Source organism: Streptomyces sp. NPDC051322 (assembly GCF_040689485.1).
Lineage (GTDB): Bacteria > Actinomycetota > Actinomycetes > Streptomycetales > Streptomycetaceae > Streptomyces.
This window is the reverse complement of the sequence record NZ_JBFBAK010000007.1, coordinates 334,721-354,902: the sequence shown is the minus strand read 5'-3', so window position 1 is coordinate 354,902 and position 20,182 is coordinate 334,721. Positions and strand designations below refer to the sequence as shown.

The 20,182-nt window shown below is 70.0% G+C and carries 21 protein-coding genes and 1 pseudogene; 13 read left to right on the top strand and 9 right to left on the bottom strand.

Going from position 1 to position 20,182, the window contains the following annotated elements; all coding sequences use genetic code 11:
• Window positions 1-41: 41 nt before the first annotated feature.
• The 3 genes from AB0436_RS19005 to AB0436_RS18995 form a co-directional block, all read right to left on the bottom strand.
• Complete coding sequence (locus AB0436_RS19005) at window positions 42-593, bottom strand: GNAT family protein (RefSeq protein ID WP_366469046.1); 552 nt, start codon at window positions 591-593, stop codon at window positions 42-44.
• Between the two features lie 220 nt (window positions 594-813).
• Window positions 814-2,031 carry a TetR family transcriptional regulator gene (locus tag AB0436_RS19000; protein WP_366469045.1) on the bottom strand — a complete coding sequence of 406 codons (1,218 nt, stop codon included), beginning with the start codon at window positions 2,029-2,031 and terminating at the stop codon, window positions 814-816.
• A 93-nt stretch (window positions 2,032-2,124) separates the two neighbouring features.
• A complete protein-coding gene (locus AB0436_RS18995; protein WP_366469044.1) occupies window positions 2,125-3,219 on the bottom strand; it encodes an XdhC/CoxI family protein in 1,095 nt (364 codons plus the stop codon).
• Between the two features lie 143 nt (window positions 3,220-3,362).
• Here AB0436_RS18995 and AB0436_RS18990 point away from each other — a divergent pair, with 143 nt between their 5' ends.
• The 4 genes from AB0436_RS18990 (at window position 3,363) to AB0436_RS18975 (ending at window position 7,881) form a co-directional block, all read left to right on the top strand.
• Entirely contained in the window at window positions 3,363-4,232 is an 870-nt protein-coding gene (locus AB0436_RS18990) for a xanthine dehydrogenase family protein subunit M (protein WP_366469042.1), read from the top strand.
• The gene (locus AB0436_RS18985; protein ID WP_366469041.1) at window positions 4,232-4,768 is read left to right on the top strand and encodes a (2Fe-2S)-binding protein; all 537 of its coding nucleotides are present in this window, start codon (window positions 4,232-4,234) and stop codon (window positions 4,766-4,768) included. The genes AB0436_RS18990 and AB0436_RS18985 overlap by 1 nt, the downstream gene beginning before the upstream one ends.
• Before the next feature lie 5 nt (window positions 4,769-4,773).
• Window positions 4,774-7,173: a xanthine dehydrogenase family protein molybdopterin-binding subunit gene (locus AB0436_RS18980; RefSeq protein ID WP_366469040.1), complete on the top strand. Its 2,400-nt coding sequence runs from the start codon at window positions 4,774-4,776 to the stop codon at window positions 7,171-7,173.
• A gap of 72 nt (window positions 7,174-7,245) precedes the next feature.
• On the top strand, window positions 7,246-7,881 hold the full coding sequence (locus tag AB0436_RS18975; protein ID WP_366469038.1) for an SRPBCC family protein: 636 nt from the start codon (window positions 7,246-7,248) through the stop codon (window positions 7,879-7,881).
• Between the two features lie 209 nt (window positions 7,882-8,090).
• On the opposite strand, the gene AB0436_RS18970 is transcribed toward AB0436_RS18975, so the two are convergent.
• On the bottom strand, window positions 8,091-8,540 hold the full coding sequence (locus AB0436_RS18970; protein ID WP_366469037.1) for a hypothetical protein: 450 nt from the start codon (window positions 8,538-8,540) through the stop codon (window positions 8,091-8,093).
• A 9-nt stretch (window positions 8,541-8,549) separates the two neighbouring features.
• On the opposite strand from AB0436_RS18970, the gene AB0436_RS18965 reads away from it, so the two are divergent.
• A complete protein-coding gene (locus tag AB0436_RS18965; RefSeq protein WP_366469036.1) occupies window positions 8,550-8,810 on the top strand; it encodes a TetR-like C-terminal domain-containing protein in 261 nt (86 codons plus the stop codon).
• A gap of 197 nt (window positions 8,811-9,007) precedes the next feature.
• On the opposite strand, the gene AB0436_RS18960 is transcribed toward AB0436_RS18965, so the two are convergent.
• Window positions 9,008-9,829 (bottom strand): alpha/beta hydrolase, encoded by an 822-nt coding sequence (locus AB0436_RS18960; protein ID WP_366469035.1) that lies wholly within the window; start codon window positions 9,827-9,829, stop codon window positions 9,008-9,010.
• A 454-nt stretch (window positions 9,830-10,283) separates the two neighbouring features.
• On the opposite strand from AB0436_RS18960, the gene AB0436_RS18955 reads away from it, so the two are divergent.
• From AB0436_RS18955 to AB0436_RS18940, 4 genes are all read left to right on the top strand, one after another.
• Window positions 10,284-10,487 (top strand): cold-shock protein, encoded by a 204-nt coding sequence (locus AB0436_RS18955; RefSeq protein ID WP_366469034.1) that lies wholly within the window; start codon window positions 10,284-10,286, stop codon window positions 10,485-10,487.
• 317 nt (window positions 10,488-10,804) lie between these two features.
• On the top strand, window positions 10,805-12,298 hold the full coding sequence (locus AB0436_RS18950; protein ID WP_366469033.1) for a DEAD/DEAH box helicase: 1,494 nt from the start codon (window positions 10,805-10,807) through the stop codon (window positions 12,296-12,298).
• 46 nt (window positions 12,299-12,344) lie between these two features.
• Window positions 12,345-12,749 carry a CBS domain-containing protein gene (locus AB0436_RS18945; protein WP_366469032.1) on the top strand — a complete coding sequence of 135 codons (405 nt, stop codon included), beginning with the start codon at window positions 12,345-12,347 and terminating at the stop codon, window positions 12,747-12,749.
• 56 nt (window positions 12,750-12,805) lie between these two features.
• On the top strand, window positions 12,806-13,117 hold the full coding sequence (locus AB0436_RS18940) for an SCO5918 family protein (protein ID WP_366469031.1): 312 nt from the start codon (window positions 12,806-12,808) through the stop codon (window positions 13,115-13,117).
• Window positions 13,118-13,378: 261 nt separating this feature from the next.
• Here the strand turns inward: AB0436_RS18940 and AB0436_RS18935 are convergent, their stop codons facing one another.
• Entirely contained in the window at window positions 13,379-14,020 is a 642-nt protein-coding gene (locus AB0436_RS18935; protein ID WP_366469030.1) for a LysR family substrate-binding domain-containing protein, read from the bottom strand.
• 36 nt (window positions 14,021-14,056) lie between these two features.
• Between AB0436_RS18935 and AB0436_RS18930 the strand changes: the two genes are divergently transcribed.
• On the top strand, window positions 14,057-14,281 hold the full coding sequence (locus AB0436_RS18930) for a hypothetical protein (protein WP_366469029.1): 225 nt from the start codon (window positions 14,057-14,059) through the stop codon (window positions 14,279-14,281).
• A 323-nt stretch (window positions 14,282-14,604) separates the two neighbouring features.
• Here AB0436_RS18930 and AB0436_RS18925 read toward each other — a convergent pair whose 3' ends face one another.
• The 3 genes from AB0436_RS18925 to AB0436_RS18915 all read right to left on the bottom strand — a co-directional run bounded on the left by AB0436_RS18925 (window position 14,605) and on the right by AB0436_RS18915 (window position 17,118).
• A complete protein-coding gene (locus tag AB0436_RS18925) occupies window positions 14,605-15,207 on the bottom strand; it encodes a DJ-1/PfpI family protein (protein ID WP_366469028.1) in 603 nt (200 codons plus the stop codon).
• 16 nt (window positions 15,208-15,223) lie between these two features.
• The gene (locus tag AB0436_RS18920; protein ID WP_366469027.1) at window positions 15,224-16,192 is read right to left on the bottom strand and encodes a GlxA family transcriptional regulator; all 969 of its coding nucleotides are present in this window, start codon (window positions 16,190-16,192) and stop codon (window positions 15,224-15,226) included.
• Window positions 16,193-16,308: 116 nt separating this feature from the next.
• Window positions 16,309-17,118, bottom strand: a complete 810-nt coding sequence (locus AB0436_RS18915; RefSeq protein ID WP_366469026.1) for an SAM-dependent methyltransferase — start codon at window positions 17,116-17,118, stop codon at window positions 16,309-16,311.
• A 259-nt stretch (window positions 17,119-17,377) separates the two neighbouring features.
• On the opposite strand from AB0436_RS18915, the gene AB0436_RS18910 reads away from it, so the two are divergent.
• From AB0436_RS18910 to AB0436_RS18900, 3 genes and pseudogenes are all read left to right on the top strand, one after another.
• Window positions 17,378-18,061, top strand: a complete 684-nt coding sequence (locus AB0436_RS18910; protein WP_366469025.1) for a DUF6215 domain-containing protein — start codon at window positions 17,378-17,380, stop codon at window positions 18,059-18,061.
• A 10-nt stretch (window positions 18,062-18,071) separates the two neighbouring features.
• Window positions 18,072-18,278: pseudogene (locus AB0436_RS18905) on the top strand (hypothetical protein); the annotation flags it as partial.
• A 276-nt stretch (window positions 18,279-18,554) separates the two neighbouring features.
• Window positions 18,555-20,012, top strand: coding sequence for a glyceraldehyde-3-phosphate dehydrogenase (locus AB0436_RS18900; RefSeq protein ID WP_366469024.1), 1,458 nt, complete (start codon window positions 18,555-18,557; stop codon window positions 20,010-20,012).
• The last annotated feature ends 170 nt before the right edge of the window (window positions 20,013-20,182 follow it).

Here is a 20,182-nt window from a genome sequence, read left to right as displayed (position 1 = left end):
GCCGGTGGAGGCCGCGGCGGTGGGAGCCGGGGCTTCGGTGGTCACCTGCCTCCGGTGTTCCGTTCCGACGCGAGAACCGCCCAGAGTTGTTTGTCGTAGTGCCGGCCCTCATAGGGCCATGCCTCGCGCCGCACGCCTTCCAACTTCATGCCGAGCCGCTCGGCCACCGCCGAACTCCGCTCGTTGTCCGCACGGCAATGCCATTCGGCCCGGTGCAGTCCACGCGAGACGAACGCCCAGTCCAGCAAGGCGCCGCATGCCGACGTGATGAGGCCCTGGCCTTCCGCTGACGGCTCCAGCCAGCACCCGATCTCGCACGAACCGAGAGCCGCGCTGAAGCTGACGTACATCACGCCGCCGACCAGCACACCATCGTGCCAGATGCCGTACAGGCGGGCACCGTCAGCGGCCTGCCATTCGCCGTACCGCCTCAGTGTGGTCCGTGCTCCGTCCACATCGTCGGTCACGAACGCGGCCCCGACCCACGGCCGGATGTGCTCGCGAGCCCGGTCCAGGTGGTCGGCGAACTCCTCCGCGTGCCACAGCTCCAGCGCTCCAAGGCGAGCGCCGTCCCGCAACGTCAGGGACAACACGAGAACCCCTCCATTTGATCGGTTCGCCGCCTCGCCTTCGGCCATGCGGGGAGGCGCATCGTAGCTGTGATCATGTCCGATGCGCTGCTGATACGGACGCCCACCCCAGGTACACCCGCCCGCACAGGCGCCGTGAACAAGCGGGACCGATCACGCGGACGCCTCCCTTCCCCTCATGGGCGTCGTTCTCGAATGGGCTCACCTGGTCGAGGCCCATGGCTCACCTGACCGGCCCCGGCGTTCGTCCCAGGGCGCTGAGCAGCCCGGAGAGCCGGTGCCGGTCTGGAGCGCCCAGTCCGGCGAACAACTCCTGCTCCTGGACAGACCGTACGGCGAAGATCCGCTCGGCCAGTTCGAGGCCCTCCGGGGTGAGACACAGCCGGACGATCCGGCGGTCGTCCGCGTCGCGCTCCCGCCGGATCAGGCCCGCTGCCTCCAGGCGGTCCGCGTGCTGGGTGAGTCCGCCCGCGCGGACCCTGCCGGCTGCCGCCACCTCGCCCGTCGTACGGCGGTAGGGCTCTCCCGCGTCGCGGAGGGCGGCGAGCACGTCGTAGGCGGGCAGGCTGATGCCGTACTCGCGGACGGTCCTGCTGATCAGGTCCTGATGAACAGCGGCACACGCGTGCAACTGCGCGAACAGGGCCGCCGGGGAGGCGTCCACCGCCCGGGCCGCGGGCTCCGGGCGAAGATGCTCGGGGTGTACGGGCTCCGAGGGCGGCCGGGTGGCTGCGGTGACCACGGCGGGACGATCGACGCGTAGGCGCGCGGACCCATCCCCGCCGTCGGCCACGCCGCCCGGCGCAGGTGGGGGAACGACGTCGAGGGCGTCGCCGAAAGCGGTGGTGAGAACGTCTGCCAACGCGGGAGCGAGCTCCTCGGTCGGGACGGAGGCCGCCGGTTCATGGGCGAAGAGATAGCGCTCCATGATCACGCCGAACAGGACGCTCCGGATGACAGCGGCCCGCACCTCCGCGCCGGCCGAGTCGCCGAGCAGGCGCGCGAGAGGTTCGCCGACTTGCTTATCCAGGATCGTGCGCAAGAGGTCGGCGCTCGGTGGGTGGCTGACGGCCGAGCGGATCAGGGCGGGCCAGGGGTCGTCGGCCGGCAGCCGGTCCCACCGGTCGAGGTAGGCACGGGTCAGGGCCGCGGGCAGTTCGTCCGTGCCGTCGGCCGCGGCCGACAGCACGTCGTTGGTGACGCCCGACCCGCTGCCCACCGCCTCGCGGAAGAGGCCGTCCTTGGTGCCGAAGTACGCCATCACCAGGCCGGGTGTCACCCCCGCCTCGGCCGCGATGGCACGGACGCCCACGCCCCGGTAGCCGTGCGCGCCGAACAGTCGACGGGCCGCGTCGAGGACCGCGTGGCGATTGCCCTCCGGGTCATGTGAGCCGGGGCGGCGCTGTGACGGCTGCCCTGCTCCGCGGTGGGTTCCCGACATGGGGGTTGTGACCGATCGTCGACGGCCTGTGTTCTTCGGATCCACCCGGTCCACATTAAACGAGTGTTCATAAAAACATCCGTTCAAAAATAATCACGTTATGTGTACGGGTCCGGCCCGCAGGGTGAGGGGCAAGGCGCTGCCGCCACGTCGCACCGCGACGATCTCGGCCAGGATCGACACGGCGGTCTCCTCAGGTCCCCGGCCGCCTAGATCCAGCCCGATCGGCGAGCGCAGACGTGCGAGTTCGGCTTCGGTCGTGCCCGTCGCGCGCAGTCGCTCGAGCCGGTCCTCGTGCGTCCGGCGGCTGCCCATGGCTCCGACGTAGCCGGCCCCACTGCGCAGGGCGAGGGCGAGAACCGGCACGTCGAACCGCGTGTCGTGGGTCAGTACGCACACCGCGGTCGAAGCGTCGAACAGGTCCTCATGGGCGCGGAACCAGCGATCGGGCCATTCGGTGACGACCTCGTGGGCCCGCGGGAAGCGCTCGGCCGCGGCGAAGGCGGGCCTGGCGTCGCAGACCGTCACCCGGTGCCCGAGTGCGGTGCCCATGTCCGCCAGGGAACGGGCGAACTCGACTGCGCCGAAGATCAGCAAGCGTGGCCAGGAGGCGAACGACTGCACCAATAGCTCATGCTCCGGCGCGCAGGCGGTGTCGTCGGTCGTGCCGTCCCCGAGGGTGACGAGGCCGTTGGCATTCCGGCCGAGCATGCCCTCGGCGGCCAGGGCGGCCGCCCGGTCCGCCCGTGGGTCGCCCAGCGAACCGGTGGTCGTCCCGCCGCCGACGATCAGACAGCCGCCGCTGTCGACGGGGGTGACCAGAGCCACCGGCGTACCGGTCGCGAGGTCGGCGGCAAGCCGGCCGAGCGGTGCTTCCGCACCCACCTCGCGGACCAGTACCTCGATCGTTCCGCCGCAGGTCAGGCCCGCCGCGAAGGCGTCCTCTTCGCTGACTCCCCAGCGCTCGAGCACCGGGGCCGCTCCTGCGAGCACCTCCTCCGCAATCGCGCAGACGGCGGCCTCGACGCAGCCACCGGAGACACTGCCGACGATGCGGCCCTCCTCGGACACGAGCATCGACGCACCCGGACCATGCGGGGACGAACCCCAGGTCCGCACGACGGTCGCCATCGCGAAGCGGGTTCCACGGCGTTGCCAGGCGACCGCCTGGTCGATGATGTGCCGCATACCGCCCTCCGCCGGCCTGAAATCTCGAAGCAACCTCTTGCCAAGAAGAAACTTTAGTGTAAATCATTTCAGGTGTTAGATAGATCCGTCCGTGTCTGATGTCACGGCGTGAACGACGACACGAGAGGTCCGGTGGCAGCAGGTTGAAACCGACGTCCTTCGACTACACCGCCCCCAGCACCGTCGGCGAGGCGGTCGCCCTCCTCGCCGACGAAGAGCGGGAGGCCAAGGTCGTCGCGGGCGGCCAGTCGCTGATCCCCATGCTGAACATGCGTCTCGCCAGGCCCGGGCTGCTCGTGGACATCACGAGGATCCCCGAACTCGGCCGCGTCCACGTGGACGCGGCGGGCAACCTGCGCATCGGCGCCGCCGTACGGCAGGCCCACGCCGCAGCGGACAGCGCGGTACGGGACGGATGGCCGCTCCTGGCCGCGGCGATCGACCACATCGGACACCCTCAGATCCGCAGCCGCGGCACCGTCTGCGGCAGCCTCGCCCACCACGACCCGGCCGCCGAGCTACCCACCGCGGCACTGTCCCTGGACGCCACCTTCCTGATCACCGGGCCGCGGGGCAGCCGAACAGTCACCGCCGAGGACTTCTTCGTCGCCACCTTCTCCACGGCCGTCGAAGCGGACGAACTCCTGACCGAGGTCGTGTTTCCGCGGGTCCCGGCACACCACGGCTGGGCCTTCGAGGAACTGACGCGCAGACACGGCGACTTCGCCACCGTCGGCGTGGCCGTCGTCCTCGAACGGGACACCGCTGCGGACACTGCCCGCGCCGCCCGCGTGGTCTTCTGCGGCGCGGGACCCGTCCCGGTACGTCTGCACGCCGCCGAGGACGCACTCATCGGCAGCGGTGTTGGCGAGCAGGCCCTCGCCGCCGCGGCCAGTGCCGCACTGTCCGGGCTCACCCCTTCCGACGACATCCACGCCACCGCCGAGTACCGGCGCGAGGGCGCCGCCCATCTCCTCGTCCGTGCCTGCACCACCGCCTGGGAGCGCTGCTGATGACCCCCTCCGTCCCCACCCCGCTCGCCGCCCGCACACCGCCGCTCGCCGAGCCGTCCGCCTGGCACGAGATCAGCCTCACCGTAAACGGCCGACCGGTCACCGCCCAGGTCGAGTCGCGGCTGCTGCTCAGCGACTTCCTGCGCGACCGGCTCGGCCTCACCGGCACCCATGTCGGCTGCGAACACGGAGTCTGCGGCGCCTGCACCGTCCTCGTCGGCGACGAGCCCGTGCGCACCTGCTTGACCTTGGCCGTGCAATGCGACGGTGCCGAGCTCCGCACCGTCGAGGGCCTCGCCCCCGCAGACGCCCCGCTCTCCGCCGTGCAGCGGGCCTTCCACGAGTGCCACGGCATGCAGTGCGGTTTCTGCACACCTGGCTTCGTCATGACGGCAACCGCCCTGACCGAGCAGTCCGAGCGCCCCGGCGAGGAACAGGTCGCCGACGCGCTCAGCGGACATCTGTGCCGGTGTACCGGCTACCGCAACATCCGCCGTGCCGTGTGTCAGGCACTCGACGAGCGATTCGGGGAGTGACCCGCATGTCCCACGATTCCGACCGGAGCCGGCCCGGCAACGGCACCAGTGCCGCCGGCTGGATAGGCCGTTCCGTCCCACGCGTCGAGGACGACCGGCTGCTGCGCGGCAATGGCCGCTACGTCGACGACATCGCCCTCTCCGGCGCCGTCGAGGCCGCCTTCCTGCGCAGCCCGCACGCCCACGCCCGGATCGAATCGGTCGACGTGACAGCGGCCCTGGCCGCCCCCGGCGTCGTCGCCGTGTGGATCGGCGACGACGTGGCGGGCCTGCCCGCGATGCTGAACAAGGAAGAGCTGCGCACCCCGCCGGGCCTCGCCGATCTCCTGGACCCGCTGGTCCGCACGACCCCCATGCCCCTGCTCGCACGCGAGAAGGTCCTCTACGTCGGCCAGCCCGTCGCGGTCGTCCTCGCCGAGAACCGCTACCTCGCCGAGGACGCCCTGGAACTCGTCGACGTGCGGTACGCCCCGTTGCCGGTGCTCGTCGAACCGGAACACGCCCTGACCGAGGACGCGACCCGGCTGCACGAGGACCTGCCGGACAACACCGCGGTCGCCGTCGCCACCCGTGTCGGTGACCCGGAAGCCGCGTTCGCCGGTGCGCACGTCGTGGTGAGCGAGCAGTTCCAGGCCCACCGATATGTCGCCTCGCCGATCGAGACTCGCGCCATCTCGGCCCAGGTCGATCCGTACAGTGGCCGGCTGACCGTCTGGTCGGGCACCCAGACTCCGCACCGGCTGCGGGATGCCATCGCCCACACCCTCGGCCTGGAATCCGCCACGGTCCGCGTCATCGCGGCCGACGTCGGTGGAGGCTTCGGGCAGAAGGGCATCCTCTACGTCGAGGAACTCATCGTCCCGCACGCCGCCCGCCTCCTCGGCCGCCCCGTGCTGTGGCGCGAGGACCGCAACGAGAACCTCACCGCTTCCTCGCACGCCCGAGAACAGATCCACCGCATCGAACTCGCCGCGGACGCCGAAGGGCGCCTCGTGGCCGTACGCGACCGGATCACCGTCAACTTCGGCGCGTACAACATGACCGGCCTGGTCGTGCCGTACAACTCGCTGTGCCACCTCCTGGGCCCGTACCGCGTCCCGAACGTGCACATCGATGTCGTCGGCGTGCTCACCAACACCACGTTCGCCACGCCCTACCGCGGAGCCGGACGTCCGGAGGCGGTTTTCGCCATGGAACGGGCCATGGACCGGCTGGCCGCGGAACTGGGCCTCGAGCCCGAGGAGCTGCGGGCGCGCAATCTCGTGCAGCCCGACGAGATGCCGTACGCGACCGGCCTGGTGGACCGCTCGGGCAGTCCGCAGTCCTACGACTCCGGGAACTTCCCCGAACTCCTGCGCCGCGCCGTCGCGAAGGCTGATGTCGCGCAGGTACGTGCCCGGCAGCGGAAAGGCGTCCGCGACGGCAAGCACGTCGGCATCGGGTTCGCCATGTACATAGAGGCCACCGGCCTCGGACCGTTCGAAACCGCGCGCATCGACATCGCCCCCAGCGGCCGGGTGCGGCTCGCCATCGGCGCCCCCTCCCAGGGCCAGGGACACCGCACCTCCATGGCGCAGATCGCCGCGGACGCCATCGGGGTGCCTCTCGACGTCATCGATGTGGTCGGCGGCGACACCGAAGCCACCCCGTTCGGCGTGGGCACCATCGCCAGCCGCGCCCTGGTCAACGCCGGGAACGCCACCCACCGGGCCGGCCGGCTCGTCCGCGAGAAGATCGTCGAAGCGGCCGCCCGCCGCCTCGGCGTCGCGGCGAACGGCCTTGACCTGAGTGACGGCATCGTGCGGGCCGAGGAACCCGGCGGCCCGTCCATCAGCCTGGCGGAACTGGCCGGGAAGGCGCCGCTGCCCGGCATCCCCGAGCCCACCGACGGCCGTCACGGCACCGAGATCAGTGAGACCGTGCACTTCCGCCCACCGGGTTTCGCGGTCGCGAGCGGAGCGCACGCGGCCGTCGTCGAGGTGGACGAACACACCGGCGAGATCGAGATCCTGCACTACGTCGTTGTCCACGACGCGGGCAACATCGTCAATCCGATGATCGCGGAAGGGCAGGTCACCGGCGGCATCGCGCAGGGAATCGGCGGAGCACTGTACGAGGAGATGGTCTACGGCCCCGACGGTCAGCCCCGCACCGGCACCTACATGGACTATCTGGTGCCGACGTCCTCGGAGATCCCTGACCTCGACATGGACGAGATCTTCACGCCGAGCCCCATGAACGACCTCGGCGTCAAGGGGCTCGGCGAAGGCGGCGCGATCGCCCCCCAGGCGGTACTCGCCGGGGCCGTCGAAGACGCGCTGCGCCCCTTCGACGTGGTCGTACGCCGCGGCCCCCTCTCGCCGAGTCGGGTACGCGCGCTGATCCGTACGGCAGCCGGTACCTGAGGCCACCCGGCACCTGAACCAGCTCAGCATCCCCGGCCGGCCCCGGCCGGTCGCCCCCCTGATTGGACAACCATGCAACTCGACCACTCCTTCACCGTCCCGGCCGACCTCGATGACGCCTGGAAGCTCTTCCAGGACCTCGGCCGGGTCGCGCCCTGTATGCCCGGCGCTGTGCTGGACACCCTCGACGGCGACTCCTTCACCGGTCGCGTCAAGGTCAAGGTCGGCGCGGTGCAGATGAGTTACCGCGGCGAGGGCACCGTCACCCGGGACGACGCCGCCCGCTCGATGCTCCTCGACCTCAGCGGGAGCGAGACCCGCGGGGCGGGCACTGCCTCGGCCACGGTCACAGCGACGCTGACCGTCGCCCCGGTCGGCACCCGGGTACGCGTACGTACGGACCTCGACATCACCGGTCGGCCGGCACAGTTCGGCCGGGGCATCATGACCGAGGTCGGTGACCGCATCGTGCAGCAGTTCGCCACCCGACTCGAAGAGCTGCTGCGGGACGCCGGGCCTGCCGCGCATGCGGTATCCACGACGGGCGCGGCGGAGACCCTCCAGGGCCGGCTCGCGCCCGAGCCGGAAGCCATCGACCTCGGTGCGGCGGCGCTGCCCGTGCTGCTCAGGAAGGCTGTGGCGCCTGCGGCGGCCGCGCTGTTCGCGGTGGTGGTGATTCAGGCGCTGAGGCGGCGTTCTCGCAGGTGAAACCCTACGGAAGGGCTCCGCGGCCCGGGTCCGTGGTGGGCTTCGATGTGCTGACCGCACTGCGACGCTCGGGGGACCGTTTCCGTGGGCGGGGAGCCGGCCTCTTCCGCCTCTGATCCGAGCGGCGTGAAGGCGACCGCGAGTACGTACGCAAGAGGTCCGGTACTCCGTCACGCGCACGGCCAGGCGCACGGCCCGGATAACAACTCTCAGAGCGCGGTGCCCGTCTCCTCGGCCAGCGTCTGCAGGAGACGGTCTTGGAACGCCTCGTCGTGCACAGCGCGGTGCGGCTGCTGTCGCCGGCGGTGGTACCAGTACCCGCCCGTGGTCAGGGCCCGGGGATCGTCAATGGCGGCCAGCCACTCCTGGGTGCGATGGCCGAGCTCCAGGTCGTCCGGCGCTCCTGGCCCGCCCATCTTCGTCGGGACCCAGCCCGGGTCCACGGCATTGCTCAGTACTCCCGGGCGCAGACGGGCCACGGCCGCGGCGAGCGTCGTGACGAAGAGCTTGCTGCAGTCGTACGAACCCGCGCTCTCGCCGCGCCAGTCGATTCCGTCGAGCGACGGGCGCCCGCCGAAGTGTGAGTCGCTGCTTGATGGCCTCGCCGCCCGGGCGCGCCTACATCCGGACGCCTTGCTCGGAGACTCCGACGGCGCCAATGCCGGTCAGTGTTCGGCGTATGCCGCAGACCAGATCGAACCGTGTTGGCCCGTGCGGTGCAGCGGGGGGAGCCGGTGCCCGAGACGGAACTGCTGATCGACCGTGTTGTGGCGCCGATCATGTACCGCATCCTCTTCCGCCCCGGCCGACTGGACGCCGCATACCCGCGCGAGCTCGTGACGAACGCCGTGTACGCCCTGCAGATCGAGGCCGGCGCTCGCCCCGCCCAGGCCGCCGCCCCTTGGCGCTTGAAGACACCCGACAGCTGACCACTTCCCTCATCGGGCGGTCTGGCCACCGGGCCGGGGAGGCCAAGCGGCTGGCTGTACTGGCATGGACCCTGAAATCCCCGGCCCCGCCCCGTTCCGCCGGGCAGCGAGTCCTGTGGCGCGCCCCCGAACAGGGGAAGGTGTCCTGGGCTCCCGGGGGTGTTCGGGCCGGATCACCCGCTCAGCGGCCCCGCGGCTCAAACTGATGTGAAACCAGCCGTCAGACAGGCCAGCAGCTGGCCGGGCGCGTCCTCCTGGAGAAGGTGACCGGCGCCCTCGATCCAGTGCAGCTCCGCGTGCCGAACGCGTTCGCGCAGCCACTCGGCGTACTTCGGCGGGAGAATGCGGTCCTCGCGGCCCCAGACGAGCCGTACCGGAATCGATATACCGTCCAGCAGGTGCTCGTACGCGACCGTGTCCGCCTGCCTGATCTGGCTGTACTGACGGTAGAACGCCGCCTGACCTTCCTCCCCCCGCCACGGTGCGAGGAAGGCGTCGAGGACCCCCGGCCGGAAGCCGGCGTACGTGGCGTGCCGCAAGTGGCTGGCGACCAGCGCCTCGTGCGCGTAACCCGGCAGCTCGCGAAAGACCTCTTCGTGCTCCAGGAAGAGCTGGAAGAGCCCTCGTTCCCACTCGCCGCCGCTCACCGCGTCGAAAAGGGTCAGGTCCCGGTAGCTCCTCTCCTCCAACAGCAAGGTCCGAAGCGCCACCGACCCGCCGATGTCGTGAGCCACAACGCTGGGACGGGACAGCCCCCAGTGGTCGAGGAGCTGGGCGAAGTTCCTTGAGTGAGCCGCCAGGCTCAGGTCCTGGCCCTCACGCTGGTCCGACTGGCCGAAGCCGAGATGGTCGAAGAAGTAGACCTTGCGGGTGCGGGCGAGCGCGGGAGCGATGTCCCGCCAGAGGAAGGAGGAGTACGGCGTGCCGTGCACCAGTACGAGTGGGTCTCCGCTGCCCAAGGTCCCCCACCGCATCACCCCTTCGGGTGTCTCGAAACCCTCATCAAGTGCCCAGTCCATCACTGAGATCCTCTCCTGTCTGGTGAACAACGCCTTCCACTCGGAGCATGCTTCGATGCCTCATCAACAGGAATCCGCCACGTTGCTCCGCGAGGACGGTGCGGAAGCCGAGGGCCGCTGTCGGGATGGCACAGGAACCGCTCTTCTGAAACGCTCCGCTCCGGATGGGCCAATATCTATGACCGCGAGGTAAGGGTTTGGCGCGTCATGCAGGGAGAGTGCTTGCTGCGACTGACAGAGTGGAATTATTTAGCGTACTCAGGCCGCTACCTCGTGCTACTGTCGTTCTCAGTTGCAGTTGTGGGTTCCCAAAACTTCAAGCGCCTTCGCCAGTATTTGCTGGTCGTTGGAAGCTTTTTTGTAATTCCGGTCGTTTTCCGGGCGGGGCATCATCGCGGCGACCCGGTATCCGCGCATCGCGGGTCCCGGCGTACTGCCCCAAAGGAGATATGACGTGGCGTCAGGCACCGTGAAGTGGTTCAACGCGGCCAAGGGTTTCGGTTTCATCGAGCAGGATGGCGGGGGCCCTGACGTGTTCGCCCACTTCTCGAACATCGCCGCCCACGGCTTCCGCGAGTTGCTCGAAGGCCAGAAGGTCATCTTCGATGTCGCGCCGGGAGGCAAGGGCCCGACGGCCGAGAACATCGTTCTCGCCTGACGCCGACGCACGCTCGGAGCTGGGGCCCGCATCCCTCGGGGCGCGGGCCCCAGCTCCGAGCACCTCCCGCGATGGTGTCACCTGAACACCGCCCGCTTCCTTCCTCCAAGGATCTGCCCCTTTTCGGGGCGACAACCGGGCGACGTCCGGGATTCATCATCCACGTGACGTCGCCCGCTTCATCCCTGGCGTTCCGCAATTAACTGCACTGTCGGATTCTTTTCCGCATTCCGTTCGGCCCGTTCTTGTGATTCCCCGCGCTGATCTTTTGCTGCGGGAATTCCTTGGTGCGTGCCGCGTATCAAGGAAGGTTCTCGATGAACCCCACACGTACGAACGGCCGCTCCTCCCGCGCCCGCCGGACCGAAGGCCCCGCTTTCGGCTCCGGCGGCGGTCCGGAGCGGGGCAGCCGCTTCGGCTCGCCCGCCCCGCGCCGTTCGGGCGGTCAGGGCCGCCGACCCGCAGTGGTGCAGGGCGAGTTCGCCCTGCCGGAGACGATCACTCCCGCGCTGCCCGCGGTCGAGGCGTTTGCCGACCTCGACATGCCAGGGCCGTTGCTGACCGCGCTGACGGCGCAAGGCGTCAGCGTCCCCTTCCCGATCCAAGGCGCGACCCTGCCCAACACCCTCGCGGGCCGCGACGCACTGGGACGCGGGCGCACCGGATCCGGCAAGACGCTCGCCTTCGGCTTGGCCCTGTTGGCCCGCACTGCCGGGCAGCGCGCCGAGCCCCGTCAGCCCCTGGCCCTGGTCCTTGTGCCGACGCGTGAACTGGCCCAGCAGGTGACCGACGCGCTCACCCCTTATGCCCGCTCGGTGAGGCTGCGCCTGGCCACCGTCGTCGGCGGAATGCCGATCGCCAGGCAGGCCAACGTGCTGCGCGGTGGCGCCGAGGTCGTCGTCGCGACACCGGGACGGCTCAAGGATCTCATCGACCGCGGTGACTGCCGACTGAACCAGGTCGCGATCACCGTCCTGGACGAGGCCGATCAGATGGCCGACATGGGCTTCATGCCCCAGGTCACCGCGCTCCTGGACCAAGTCCGTCCCGAGGGCCAGCGGATGCTGTTCTCCGCCACCCTCGACCGCAATGTCGACCGCCTGGTCCGCCGCTACCTCACCGACCCGGTCGTCCACTCCGTCGACCCGTCCGCAGGCGCGGTCACCACGATGGAGCACCACGTGCTGCACGTCCACGGCGCCGACAAGCACAGGACGACGACGCAGATCGCGGCGCGCGAAGGCCGGGTGATCATGTTCCTTGACACCAAGCACGCCGTCGACCGACTGACGCAGGACCTGCTGAACAGTGGTGTCCGGGCCGCTGCCCTGCACGGCGGCAAGTCACAGCCGCAGCGCACCCGGACCTTGGCGCAGTTCAAGACCGGGGACGTCACCGTACTCGTGGCCACGAACGTCGCCGCTCGCGGCATCCACGTCGACAGCCTCGACCTCGTCGTCAACGTCGACCCGCCGAGCGACCACAAGGATTACCTCCATCGCGGCGGCCGCACCGCGCGCGCCGGCGAGTCCGGCAGTGTCGTCACACTGGTCACCCCCAACCAGCGCCGCGACATGGTCCGCCTCATGACAGCTGCGGGCATCGTGCCCCGAACCACCCAGGTCCGCTCCGGTGAAGAGGCCCTCAGTCGGATCACCGGCGCTCGGGACCCCTCCGGCATCCCCGTGACGATCACCGCACCGGCGGCCCAGCGGCGTCAGCGCGGCACGGCCTCACGCGGCCGACGCAGCCCCGCCTCGGCTGCCCGGCGCGTGACCGTGCGACAAGCCACGTTCGACGCGGCGGCCTGAAGACTTCGTGATCAGGAAGCCGACCCACTCATGCAGGAGGCACCTTTTGACGCTGATTCAGATGCAGCCCGGCCCGACGAGTGCCACCCCCGTGCACAGTACGGTGGCCGCCGCCGTGGACACCGCAGGACCGCAGGTCTGCGACGACATGACCGTCGAGGTGGCCCTGTCCGTCATGGCCGGCGCGCGCACCGGGCACCTGCTCGTCTGCGACGACGGCGGCCTGTGCACCGGACTGCTCACCCAGGCTCAGCTCACCGCAGCCCGGGACAGCTCCGCGTACACGGACCGGGTTCAGCTGCGCGACATTCTCGGTAACCGGGGGCCGTTCGCCTCGCCCGTGACCACCATGGCCGAAGCCGAGCACGCGCTGCGCTGCCGCCGGCTCGACGCCCTGCCCGTGGTCGACGAACACGGCAGCGCCTTGAGCGTCCTCGTGCTTGCCCGCTGAACCGCCCCAACCGCAGCAGAACCACGACCCCCCTTCGCTTCTCCCTGTGAGGCATCATGCGCTGTGTCATCGCCCGCTTCCCGTTTGACCTCACCAAGAGCGGCGTCCTGGAAGCGATGAAGGGCGTCAAGCCCGAGCAGGCTTCCGGCGAGTCCGTGATCATTAGCCGCCGCACCTACCCCGTCAAACAGGTCGGCCAGGTCGTCACACGCCAGAACCGCCGCGATTTCAGCGCCGGCGAAGTCATCCGAGCCATGACCCGGCTCGGCTTCACCTGCCGCGGCCTTCCCGAGGCCCCCGCGCCCACACGCATCCTCAGCCCGATGCAACAGGCGTCCGCGATGCTCGGCGTCCCCGCAGACGTCTGACCGACAGGCAGGAGCTAGCCGCCGTCAAAGCAATGCTGAAGGTCCGACCGGAACGCGCCGGTCGGACCCATCGCCGCGTACCGGGAGCTTCCCGGCGAGCTTGACCTCCGCAGCGCCGGCGCGTAGGCGCAGAGGCCAGGGATATCCAGCATTGACCAGTTCGCAGGTGCCCGTCTGACCTGACAGGTCACTCACGACCGGGAACGGCACGGCGGCCCGGGTCGGTGCCGCCGTCTGTGGCCTCGCCGGCCCGGCCGCCGCTCAGGCGTGCCGCAGCGTCGCGGTGGCGATCTCCAGGAAGTCGCGCAGCAGCTTCTCGCGCCGACCCGCGGGGGCCGCCAGGCACGTCTCGATCCCCGAGGCGTCCGTGACGGGGAGGTGGACGAGGTCGGGGCGGGAGTAGGACCGCGCGACGCTCAGCGGGATGAGCGCGATGCCATGCCCGAGGGCGATGAGCTCCAGCTTTTCTTCGAGCGAAGACGTCCGCCGCTCCGGTGCGTCCAGGAGACGCTCGCCGTCGAGGTCTGCGGAGACGAGTTCCTGTCGGCACGCGAGAGGGTGCGCCGCGGGCATGCAGGCGACCCGTGGCTCGTGGCCGATGGCGATGGTGTGCAAGCCCGATTCGTCGAACGGCCGTCGCAGATAGCCGACTTGAGCCCGGCCGTTCCGGAGTGGTGCGTCCTGCTCCCACCAGGGTGCCGGGACGACATCGGTCTCGACGTCCGGGTGGCGGGACGTGAACGCCCGGATCGCGTCCGACACATGCAGCCCGGGGGAGAACGCGACCACGAGCCGTTGGACGCCCCGATCGACGTCGAGCACGCGCCGCACCGCTGCGGAGACGGTCGCGAGGACCCCCTGCGCCTCCTCGTACAGCTGCTTCCCGGCGGTGGTCAGCTCCACGCTGCGGGTGGTCCGGACGAATAGATCCTTTCCGACGTGCTCGGGCGCCCGGTCCGCTACGAGCGGCAGTCGCTCGACGACTTCCGCGCCGGACTCAGCGGATACGGCTTCAGCGACGCGGTCGTTGAAGGTTACGTCGAGATGATGCGTTCCAAGGACCTCGGCATCGACGTCGGCGTACAGCGCACCTCTCGGACTGCGAGCCCGACAACCTTCCGCGAATGGTGTGAAGAGGTCCTGAAGCCGGTGGTCCAGGCATGAGCGCCAAGACCGCTCTCATCGTCGGGGCGTTCCGCGCCCTCCGGCTCGGTCTCGCCACCGAGTAAGTGAGCCGTGGCTGGGACGTCTTCGGAACCGTCCGGGGCAGCGGCCGCACCGGTCTCCACGACCCGGCTGACGTGTCCGGGGGCCGGGTCGCGGTCGAGTCCTTCTCCGGCTTACGTCGGCCGGTCGTCCGGCACGTGCGCTCCGCTGCCCTGCCCATGTCGCCCCCTGGTCTGGCACAGTCCTGGTCAACCCGGCCAACGACGCCCCGTCCGACCCGGTGCCGGGTACCGGCCCGTACGACGGCCGTACAAGTGGGCCTAGAGCGGCTCGTCGGCCAGGTACGGCGGAGCCGGGTCGTACTGGATGGCGCGGCTGACGGCGCGTGCGTGGTCGCGGCCGTGGAGGCGGCCGACGAGCCACAGCGCGCTGTCGATGCCGGCCGACACCCCCTGGCTGGTGAGGAGGTTGCCGTCGACCACGTAGCGGGCATCGCGTACGACGGTGACGTCGCCGCGCTCCTCGAGGGCGTCCTCGTTCTGCCAGTGTGTGGCGACCCGGCGTCCGCGGGCCGGGCCTGCGGCGTGCAGCAGGAAGGCACCGGTGCACACGCCGTGCACCCAGTCGGCACGGTCGGCGGTCTTGGCGATCCAGTCGGTCACCGGCGGATTGTGCACCTCGATCTCGCGTGCGCCCCGTCCGCCGGGCACGAGCAGAACGTCCAGCGGAGGGTGGTCGTCCAGGGTGTGGTCGGGCAGTACGCGCAAGCCCTTGGCACAGCGCACGGGGCCGGAGCGTTCGGCGACGAGCACCACACGGTCGGCGCCGTCGCGCAGCAGGGCGGATGCGCCGAAGACCTCCCACGGCCCTACGAAGTCCAGTTCCTCGGCATCGTCGAAGACGAGCAGTCCGTAGACGGTCATGCGAACTCCCTCTGTGTCAATAGTTGGTTGAGCGGAATCGGGCCCGGTAGTCGGATGGGGCTACGCCGAGCCTTCGGTGGAATGTGCGGCGCAGCGTCTCGGCGGTGGCGAAGCCGTGGCGCCGCGCGATCGATTCGACCGGTTCGTCGCCCTCGGCGAGGGAGCGCTGCGCTGCCTCCACGCGGACCTGTTCGACGTACGCGGCCGGCGGGACGCCGAGTTCGGCGGTGAAGCGGCGTTGGAGGTGGCGTTGGCTGAGGGCGGCGTGCGTGGCGAGGTCGGTAATGGTGTGCCGGGCGCCGGGGTCCGCGTGGATGGCGGAGACGGCGGCCCGGACCGGGTCGCTGGCCGGCTGACGTGCCGCCATGGCGACGCTGAACTGGGCCTGGTTTCCCGGGCGGCGCAGGAAAAGGACCAGTTCACGGGCGACGGCGTGCGCGACGTCCCGGCCCAGGTCGTCCTCCACCAGTGCCAGCGCCAGGTCCATGCCGGCGGTGACCCCGGCGGAGGTCCAGACGTGCCCGTCGCGGATGAAGATCGGAGCGCAGTCAGCGTGTATCTCCGGGTGTTCCTCGGTCAGTTGGCGTTCCCGGGCCCAGTGGGTCGTGACGCGGCGCCCGTCCAGCAACCCGGCGGCCGCCAGCAGGAAGACACCGCTGCAGACCGAGGCCACCCGCCGGGCGCCGGCCGCCGCTTCGGCGATCCACCCGACCAGCGTCGCGTCGCCGCGGGCCTGGTCCACGCCTTTGCCGCCGGCCACGACGAGCGTGTCCACACCGTCCGGGGCCGGGTCGGTCACCGAGCGGTCGGCGTGCACGAGCAGCCCGCTGTTCGACCGCACGCCTCCGGAGCGGGGCGCCACGACTTCGCAGAGGTAGGCGCCCCCGAGACCGGTGGCGTACTGGAACACCTCGTACGGGCCGACCAGGTCGAGTGGCTGGAAGCCGTCGAAGATCACGAAGGCGATGCGGGAAGGCTGAGTCACCCCTCAACGGTGCGCGGGGAGAACATGTGGCGTCAACGACACACGCCCCACAGATCGCGCCATCCGCTCCTTATTCGCAGGTCGGCCAGGATCCGCGGGCATCGCGAAGCGGCCCGTCAGCCGTCCTTACGGGCCACTCCGCCGTAGATGCCGATCGGCGCGGCGTCGCGCTGCGTGGGCTCGTCGGGGTGCCAGTCGGGGACCTGGACGAGGCCGGGTTCGATCAGGGAGAAGTCACCGAAGAAATCCCGTACCCGGGCGTGCGGGCGGAGGTTCAGGGTGGCGGTGGCGCTGTTGTAGACGGCGGCCGCGTCCTCGCGGTGGTCCTCGTGGATGTCACCGGTCGCGTGGGACAGGACCAGGTAGGAGCCGGTGGGCAGCGCGTCGCGGAGGGCGGCGACGATGCCGTCCGGGTCCCGGTCGTCGGGGATGAAGTGCATGACGGCCACCAGCAGCAGTGCCACCGGCTGGTCGAAGTCGATGACCCTACGGACGTCGGGGTGGTCGAGGACGGCGCGCGGGTCGCTCAGGTCGGCGAGGACGACGGAGGTGCCGGTGCCGTCCAGGAGGGCCATCGAGTGGGCGCTGACGATCGGATCGTTGTCGACGTAGGCGATGCGGGTCTCGGGGGCGATGGCGTGCGCGATCTGGTGGACGTTGGGCTCGGTGGGCAGGCCGGTGCCCACGTCGAGTATCTGCCGGATGCCGCCCTCGGCGACGACGTGCCGGACAGCGCGGTGCATGAAGTGCCGGTTGGCGCGGACGCCCGCGCGCACCTCCGGGGCCACCTTCATGAACTGCTCGGCGGCCTCCTGGTCGACCGGGTAGTTGTCCTTCCCGCCGAGGAAGTAGTCGTACATCCGGGCCGGGTGGGGCTTGCTCGTGTCGATCGCGAAAGGGTGGGCGCCGCTGCTGGGGGAGGTCATGATGCCTGGCTCCGTCCTGGATCCGCATCTCGCCGCCGGACGAGCCGTGGTGAGTGATGGGCAGAACATCATCTTGGCATGTCGCCGGCCTGGTCGCCCCCGGCTCTTCCTCGTGTGCGGTCGAAGTCCCGCGGGGAGGCGATGGGTTCCCCCTCGGGCGGAGGGCGGTGGGCGGAGAGCGGACGACGGCACGGAGCACAGCCTGATCGCGGGTTAAGGTACCCGGGCACGTATGGGGGGATCGCAGCAGGTGGGGGACATGGCCGACGAAACAGACGTGCTCACGAAGGCGGGCGCGTGGAGGCAGGCCGTCGCGGCCGTGGCTCTGGTAGGCGCGCTCGGAGTCGGTACATGGGCTCTCGGGGGCACGTCGTCCTCGGACGGTGACCCGTCGCCGGCCACGTGCTCGGGCGGGGAGGCGGAGAAAGCGGATCGAGGGGTCTCCGGGGCTCAGCTGTGCGAGGCGCTGAACCGTCCCGACCTTGCTGAACTGCTGGGCACACCGGGGGAGATCGCGAAGATCGCCGACGGCAGCGGCGGGTCCCTCACATTCGGTGACCAGGAGATCGCTACTCCCTCTGCGCGGGTCGAGTTCGGGACCTACACGGTGACGCTGTCGGCCACCTACGACCGTCTTCCGGTGGACGGGTCAGCCGCACTTCTGGGGTACGGCGCGCGGCAGCAGAAGGTTCTGGGCCGCCCGGCGGTCCTCTACCCCGACCGCACCACGAAGATCACCTTCCGCTTCGACGGCGGCGACAGCGACAGCAGGCCCGGTGTCCCGGCCAGCGCCCTTGCCGTGGCTCAGGATGCAAAGGACAGCGGCGGCTCCTTTGATGTGACGCTGTGGCGTACGGACGGCCGGGTGCCGGACGACGCGGTACTGCTCCGCGTCGCTGAAAAGGTGCTGCCGACGGTCCCGGGGTGGGCCGCCGGCGGGTGACGGCCGGTGTCGCGGTTGGAACCACCGCGACGCCCACCGCACCCGCGTCACCGAGGACTCCACACACGTGGTCTGCACCCTCTAAACCCTCCACGCCACCCGCGACGGGCACTTCCTCGAGACCGCTGCGAAGGAACTGCAGGGGCTGCTCTCCCTCCGCGCCGAGCAGACCGGCGTGCACTATCTGAACCCCGCACAACCCCAGGTCACCGCCTGACGGGCGTCCGGCGAGCGGCGTTCGCAGGTTGGACGGGGGCTGGGCCATGCACGCCGCTTGCTGCCATCCGGGCTACCGCCTCGCAGATCAGTTGGGCCTGCGGTTCCAACATCACGGTCAGGTCGACGGCGTACGTAGTGAGGGTGTGTACGGCGCCGTCCAGGTTCGGAAGAGGGCCTGGACGGCGGCCGGGCCGGCTGCCGTGCGGGCCTGCCGGAAGGGCCTGGGGAGGTGCCCGATAGCATATGAGCACCGCCTAGCTCGAAAGATAATCCTGTGACTGTCAAGGACGACTCGTTCACCAATTGGAAGACCCGCGAGGAAATCGCGGAGTCGATGATCCCCATCATCGGGAAGCTGCACCGGGAGCGGGACGTCACAGTCCTGCTGCACAGCCGCTCCCTGGTGAACAAGTCGGTGGTCAGCATCCTCAAGACGCACCGGTTCGCCCGGCAGATCGCCGGTGAGGAGCTTTCCGTCACCGAGACGCTGCCGTTCCTGCACGCCCTCACCACCCTCGATCTCGGCCCTTCGCAGATCGACCTCGGCATGCTCGCCGCGACGTACAAGACCGACGACCGCGGTCTGTCGGTGGAGGACTTCACCGCCGAGGCCGTCGCGGGCGCCACCGGCGCCGACAAGATCGAGCGGCGCGAACCTCGCGACGTCGTCCTCTACGGCTTCGGCCGCATCGGCCGCCTCGTCGCCCGCCTGCTCATCGAGAAGGCCGGCTCCGGCAACGGCCTGAGGCTGCGCGCCATCGTCGTCCGCCGGGGTGGCGCGGCCAAGGACGGCTCGGACATCGTCAAGCGCGCCTCGCTGCTGCGCCGCGACTCCATACACGGCCAGTTCCAGGGCACCATCACCGTCGACGAGGCGAACAGCACCATCATCGCCAACGGCAACGAGATCAAGGTGATCTACTCCGACGCCCCGACCTCGGTGGACTACACGGCGTACGGCATCAAGAACGCCATCCTCATCGACAACACGGGCAAGTGGCGCGACCGCGAGGGCCTCTCGCAGCACCTCCGCCCGGGCATCGACAAGGTCGTCCTGACCGCTCCGGGCAAGGGTGACGTCCCCAACGTCGTCCATGGCGTCAATCACGACATGATCAAGCCGGACGAGCAGATCCTGTCCTGCGCTTCCTGCACCACCAACGCGATCGTCCCGCCGCTGAAGGCCATGGCGGACGAGTACGGTGTCCTGCGCGGTCACGTGGAGACCATCCATTCGTTCACCAACGACCAGAACCTGCTGGACAACTACCACGTGGGCGACCGCCGCGGCCGCTCGGCGCCGCTCAACATGGTCATCACCGAGACCGGCGCCGCCTCCGCGGTCGCCAAGGCGCTGCCCGACCTCGACGCGAGGATCACCGGCAGCTCGATCCGGGTCCCGGTGCCGGACGTCTCCATCGCGATCCTGAGCCTGCGGCTCGGGCGCGAGGCGACCCGCGAAGAGGTCCTCGACTACCTCCGCAAGGTGTCGCTGTCCTCGCCGCTCAAGCGTCAGATCGACTTCACCAGCGCCCCGGACGCCGTCTCGAGCGACTTCATCGGCTCGCGGCATGCCTCGATCGTCGACGCCGGCGCCACCAAGGTCGAGGGCGACAACGCGATCCTCTACCTCTGGTACGACAACGAGTTCGGCTACTCCTGCCAGGTCATCCGCGTCGTCCAGTACGTCTCCGGCGTGGAGTACCCGACCTACCCGGCCCCGGCGATCTGAGCACCGACGCTTGGCAGTCACTCGGCAGGCGAGAGTAACTCCGTCTTTCCTGCAGGCCGTTGCGGCCCCCTGCTCACACCTGGGCAGGGGGCCGCACTGTCATCCAGCCCGCCGCAGCCGGCCGAGCACGCCGACCCGCAAGCCGTGTGCGAGCAGCGACTCGAGAACGA

Excerpts from the sequence above, each read along its gene's own strand:
- AB0436_RS19000 (WP_366469045.1), bottom strand. The coding sequence starts at position 2,031 with ATGTCGGGAACCCACCGCGGAGCAGGGCAGCCGTCACAGCGCCGCCCC.
- AB0436_RS18995 (WP_366469044.1), bottom strand. The coding sequence starts at position 3,219 with ATGCGGCACATCATCGACCAGGCGGTCGCCTGGCAACGCCGTGGAACC.
- AB0436_RS18985 (WP_366469041.1), top strand. The coding sequence starts at position 4,232 with ATGACCCCCTCCGTCCCCACCCCGCTCGCCGCCCGCACACCGCCGCTC.
- AB0436_RS18980 (WP_366469040.1), top strand. The coding sequence starts at position 4,774 with ATGTCCCACGATTCCGACCGGAGCCGGCCCGGCAACGGCACCAGTGCC.
- AB0436_RS18975 (WP_366469038.1), top strand. The coding sequence starts at position 7,246 with ATGCAACTCGACCACTCCTTCACCGTCCCGGCCGACCTCGATGACGCC.
- AB0436_RS18960 (WP_366469035.1), bottom strand. The coding sequence starts at position 9,829 with ATGGACTGGGCACTTGATGAGGGTTTCGAGACACCCGAAGGGGTGATG.
- AB0436_RS18950 (WP_366469033.1), top strand. The coding sequence starts at position 10,805 with ATGAACCCCACACGTACGAACGGCCGCTCCTCCCGCGCCCGCCGGACC.
- AB0436_RS18940 (WP_366469031.1), top strand. The coding sequence starts at position 12,806 with ATGCGCTGTGTCATCGCCCGCTTCCCGTTTGACCTCACCAAGAGCGGC.
- AB0436_RS18925 (WP_366469028.1), bottom strand. The coding sequence starts at position 15,207 with ATGACCGTCTACGGACTGCTCGTCTTCGACGATGCCGAGGAACTGGAC.
- AB0436_RS18915 (WP_366469026.1), bottom strand. The coding sequence starts at position 17,118 with ATGACCTCCCCCAGCAGCGGCGCCCACCCTTTCGCGATCGACACGAGC.
- AB0436_RS18910 (WP_366469025.1), top strand. The coding sequence starts at position 17,378 with ATGGCCGACGAAACAGACGTGCTCACGAAGGCGGGCGCGTGGAGGCAG.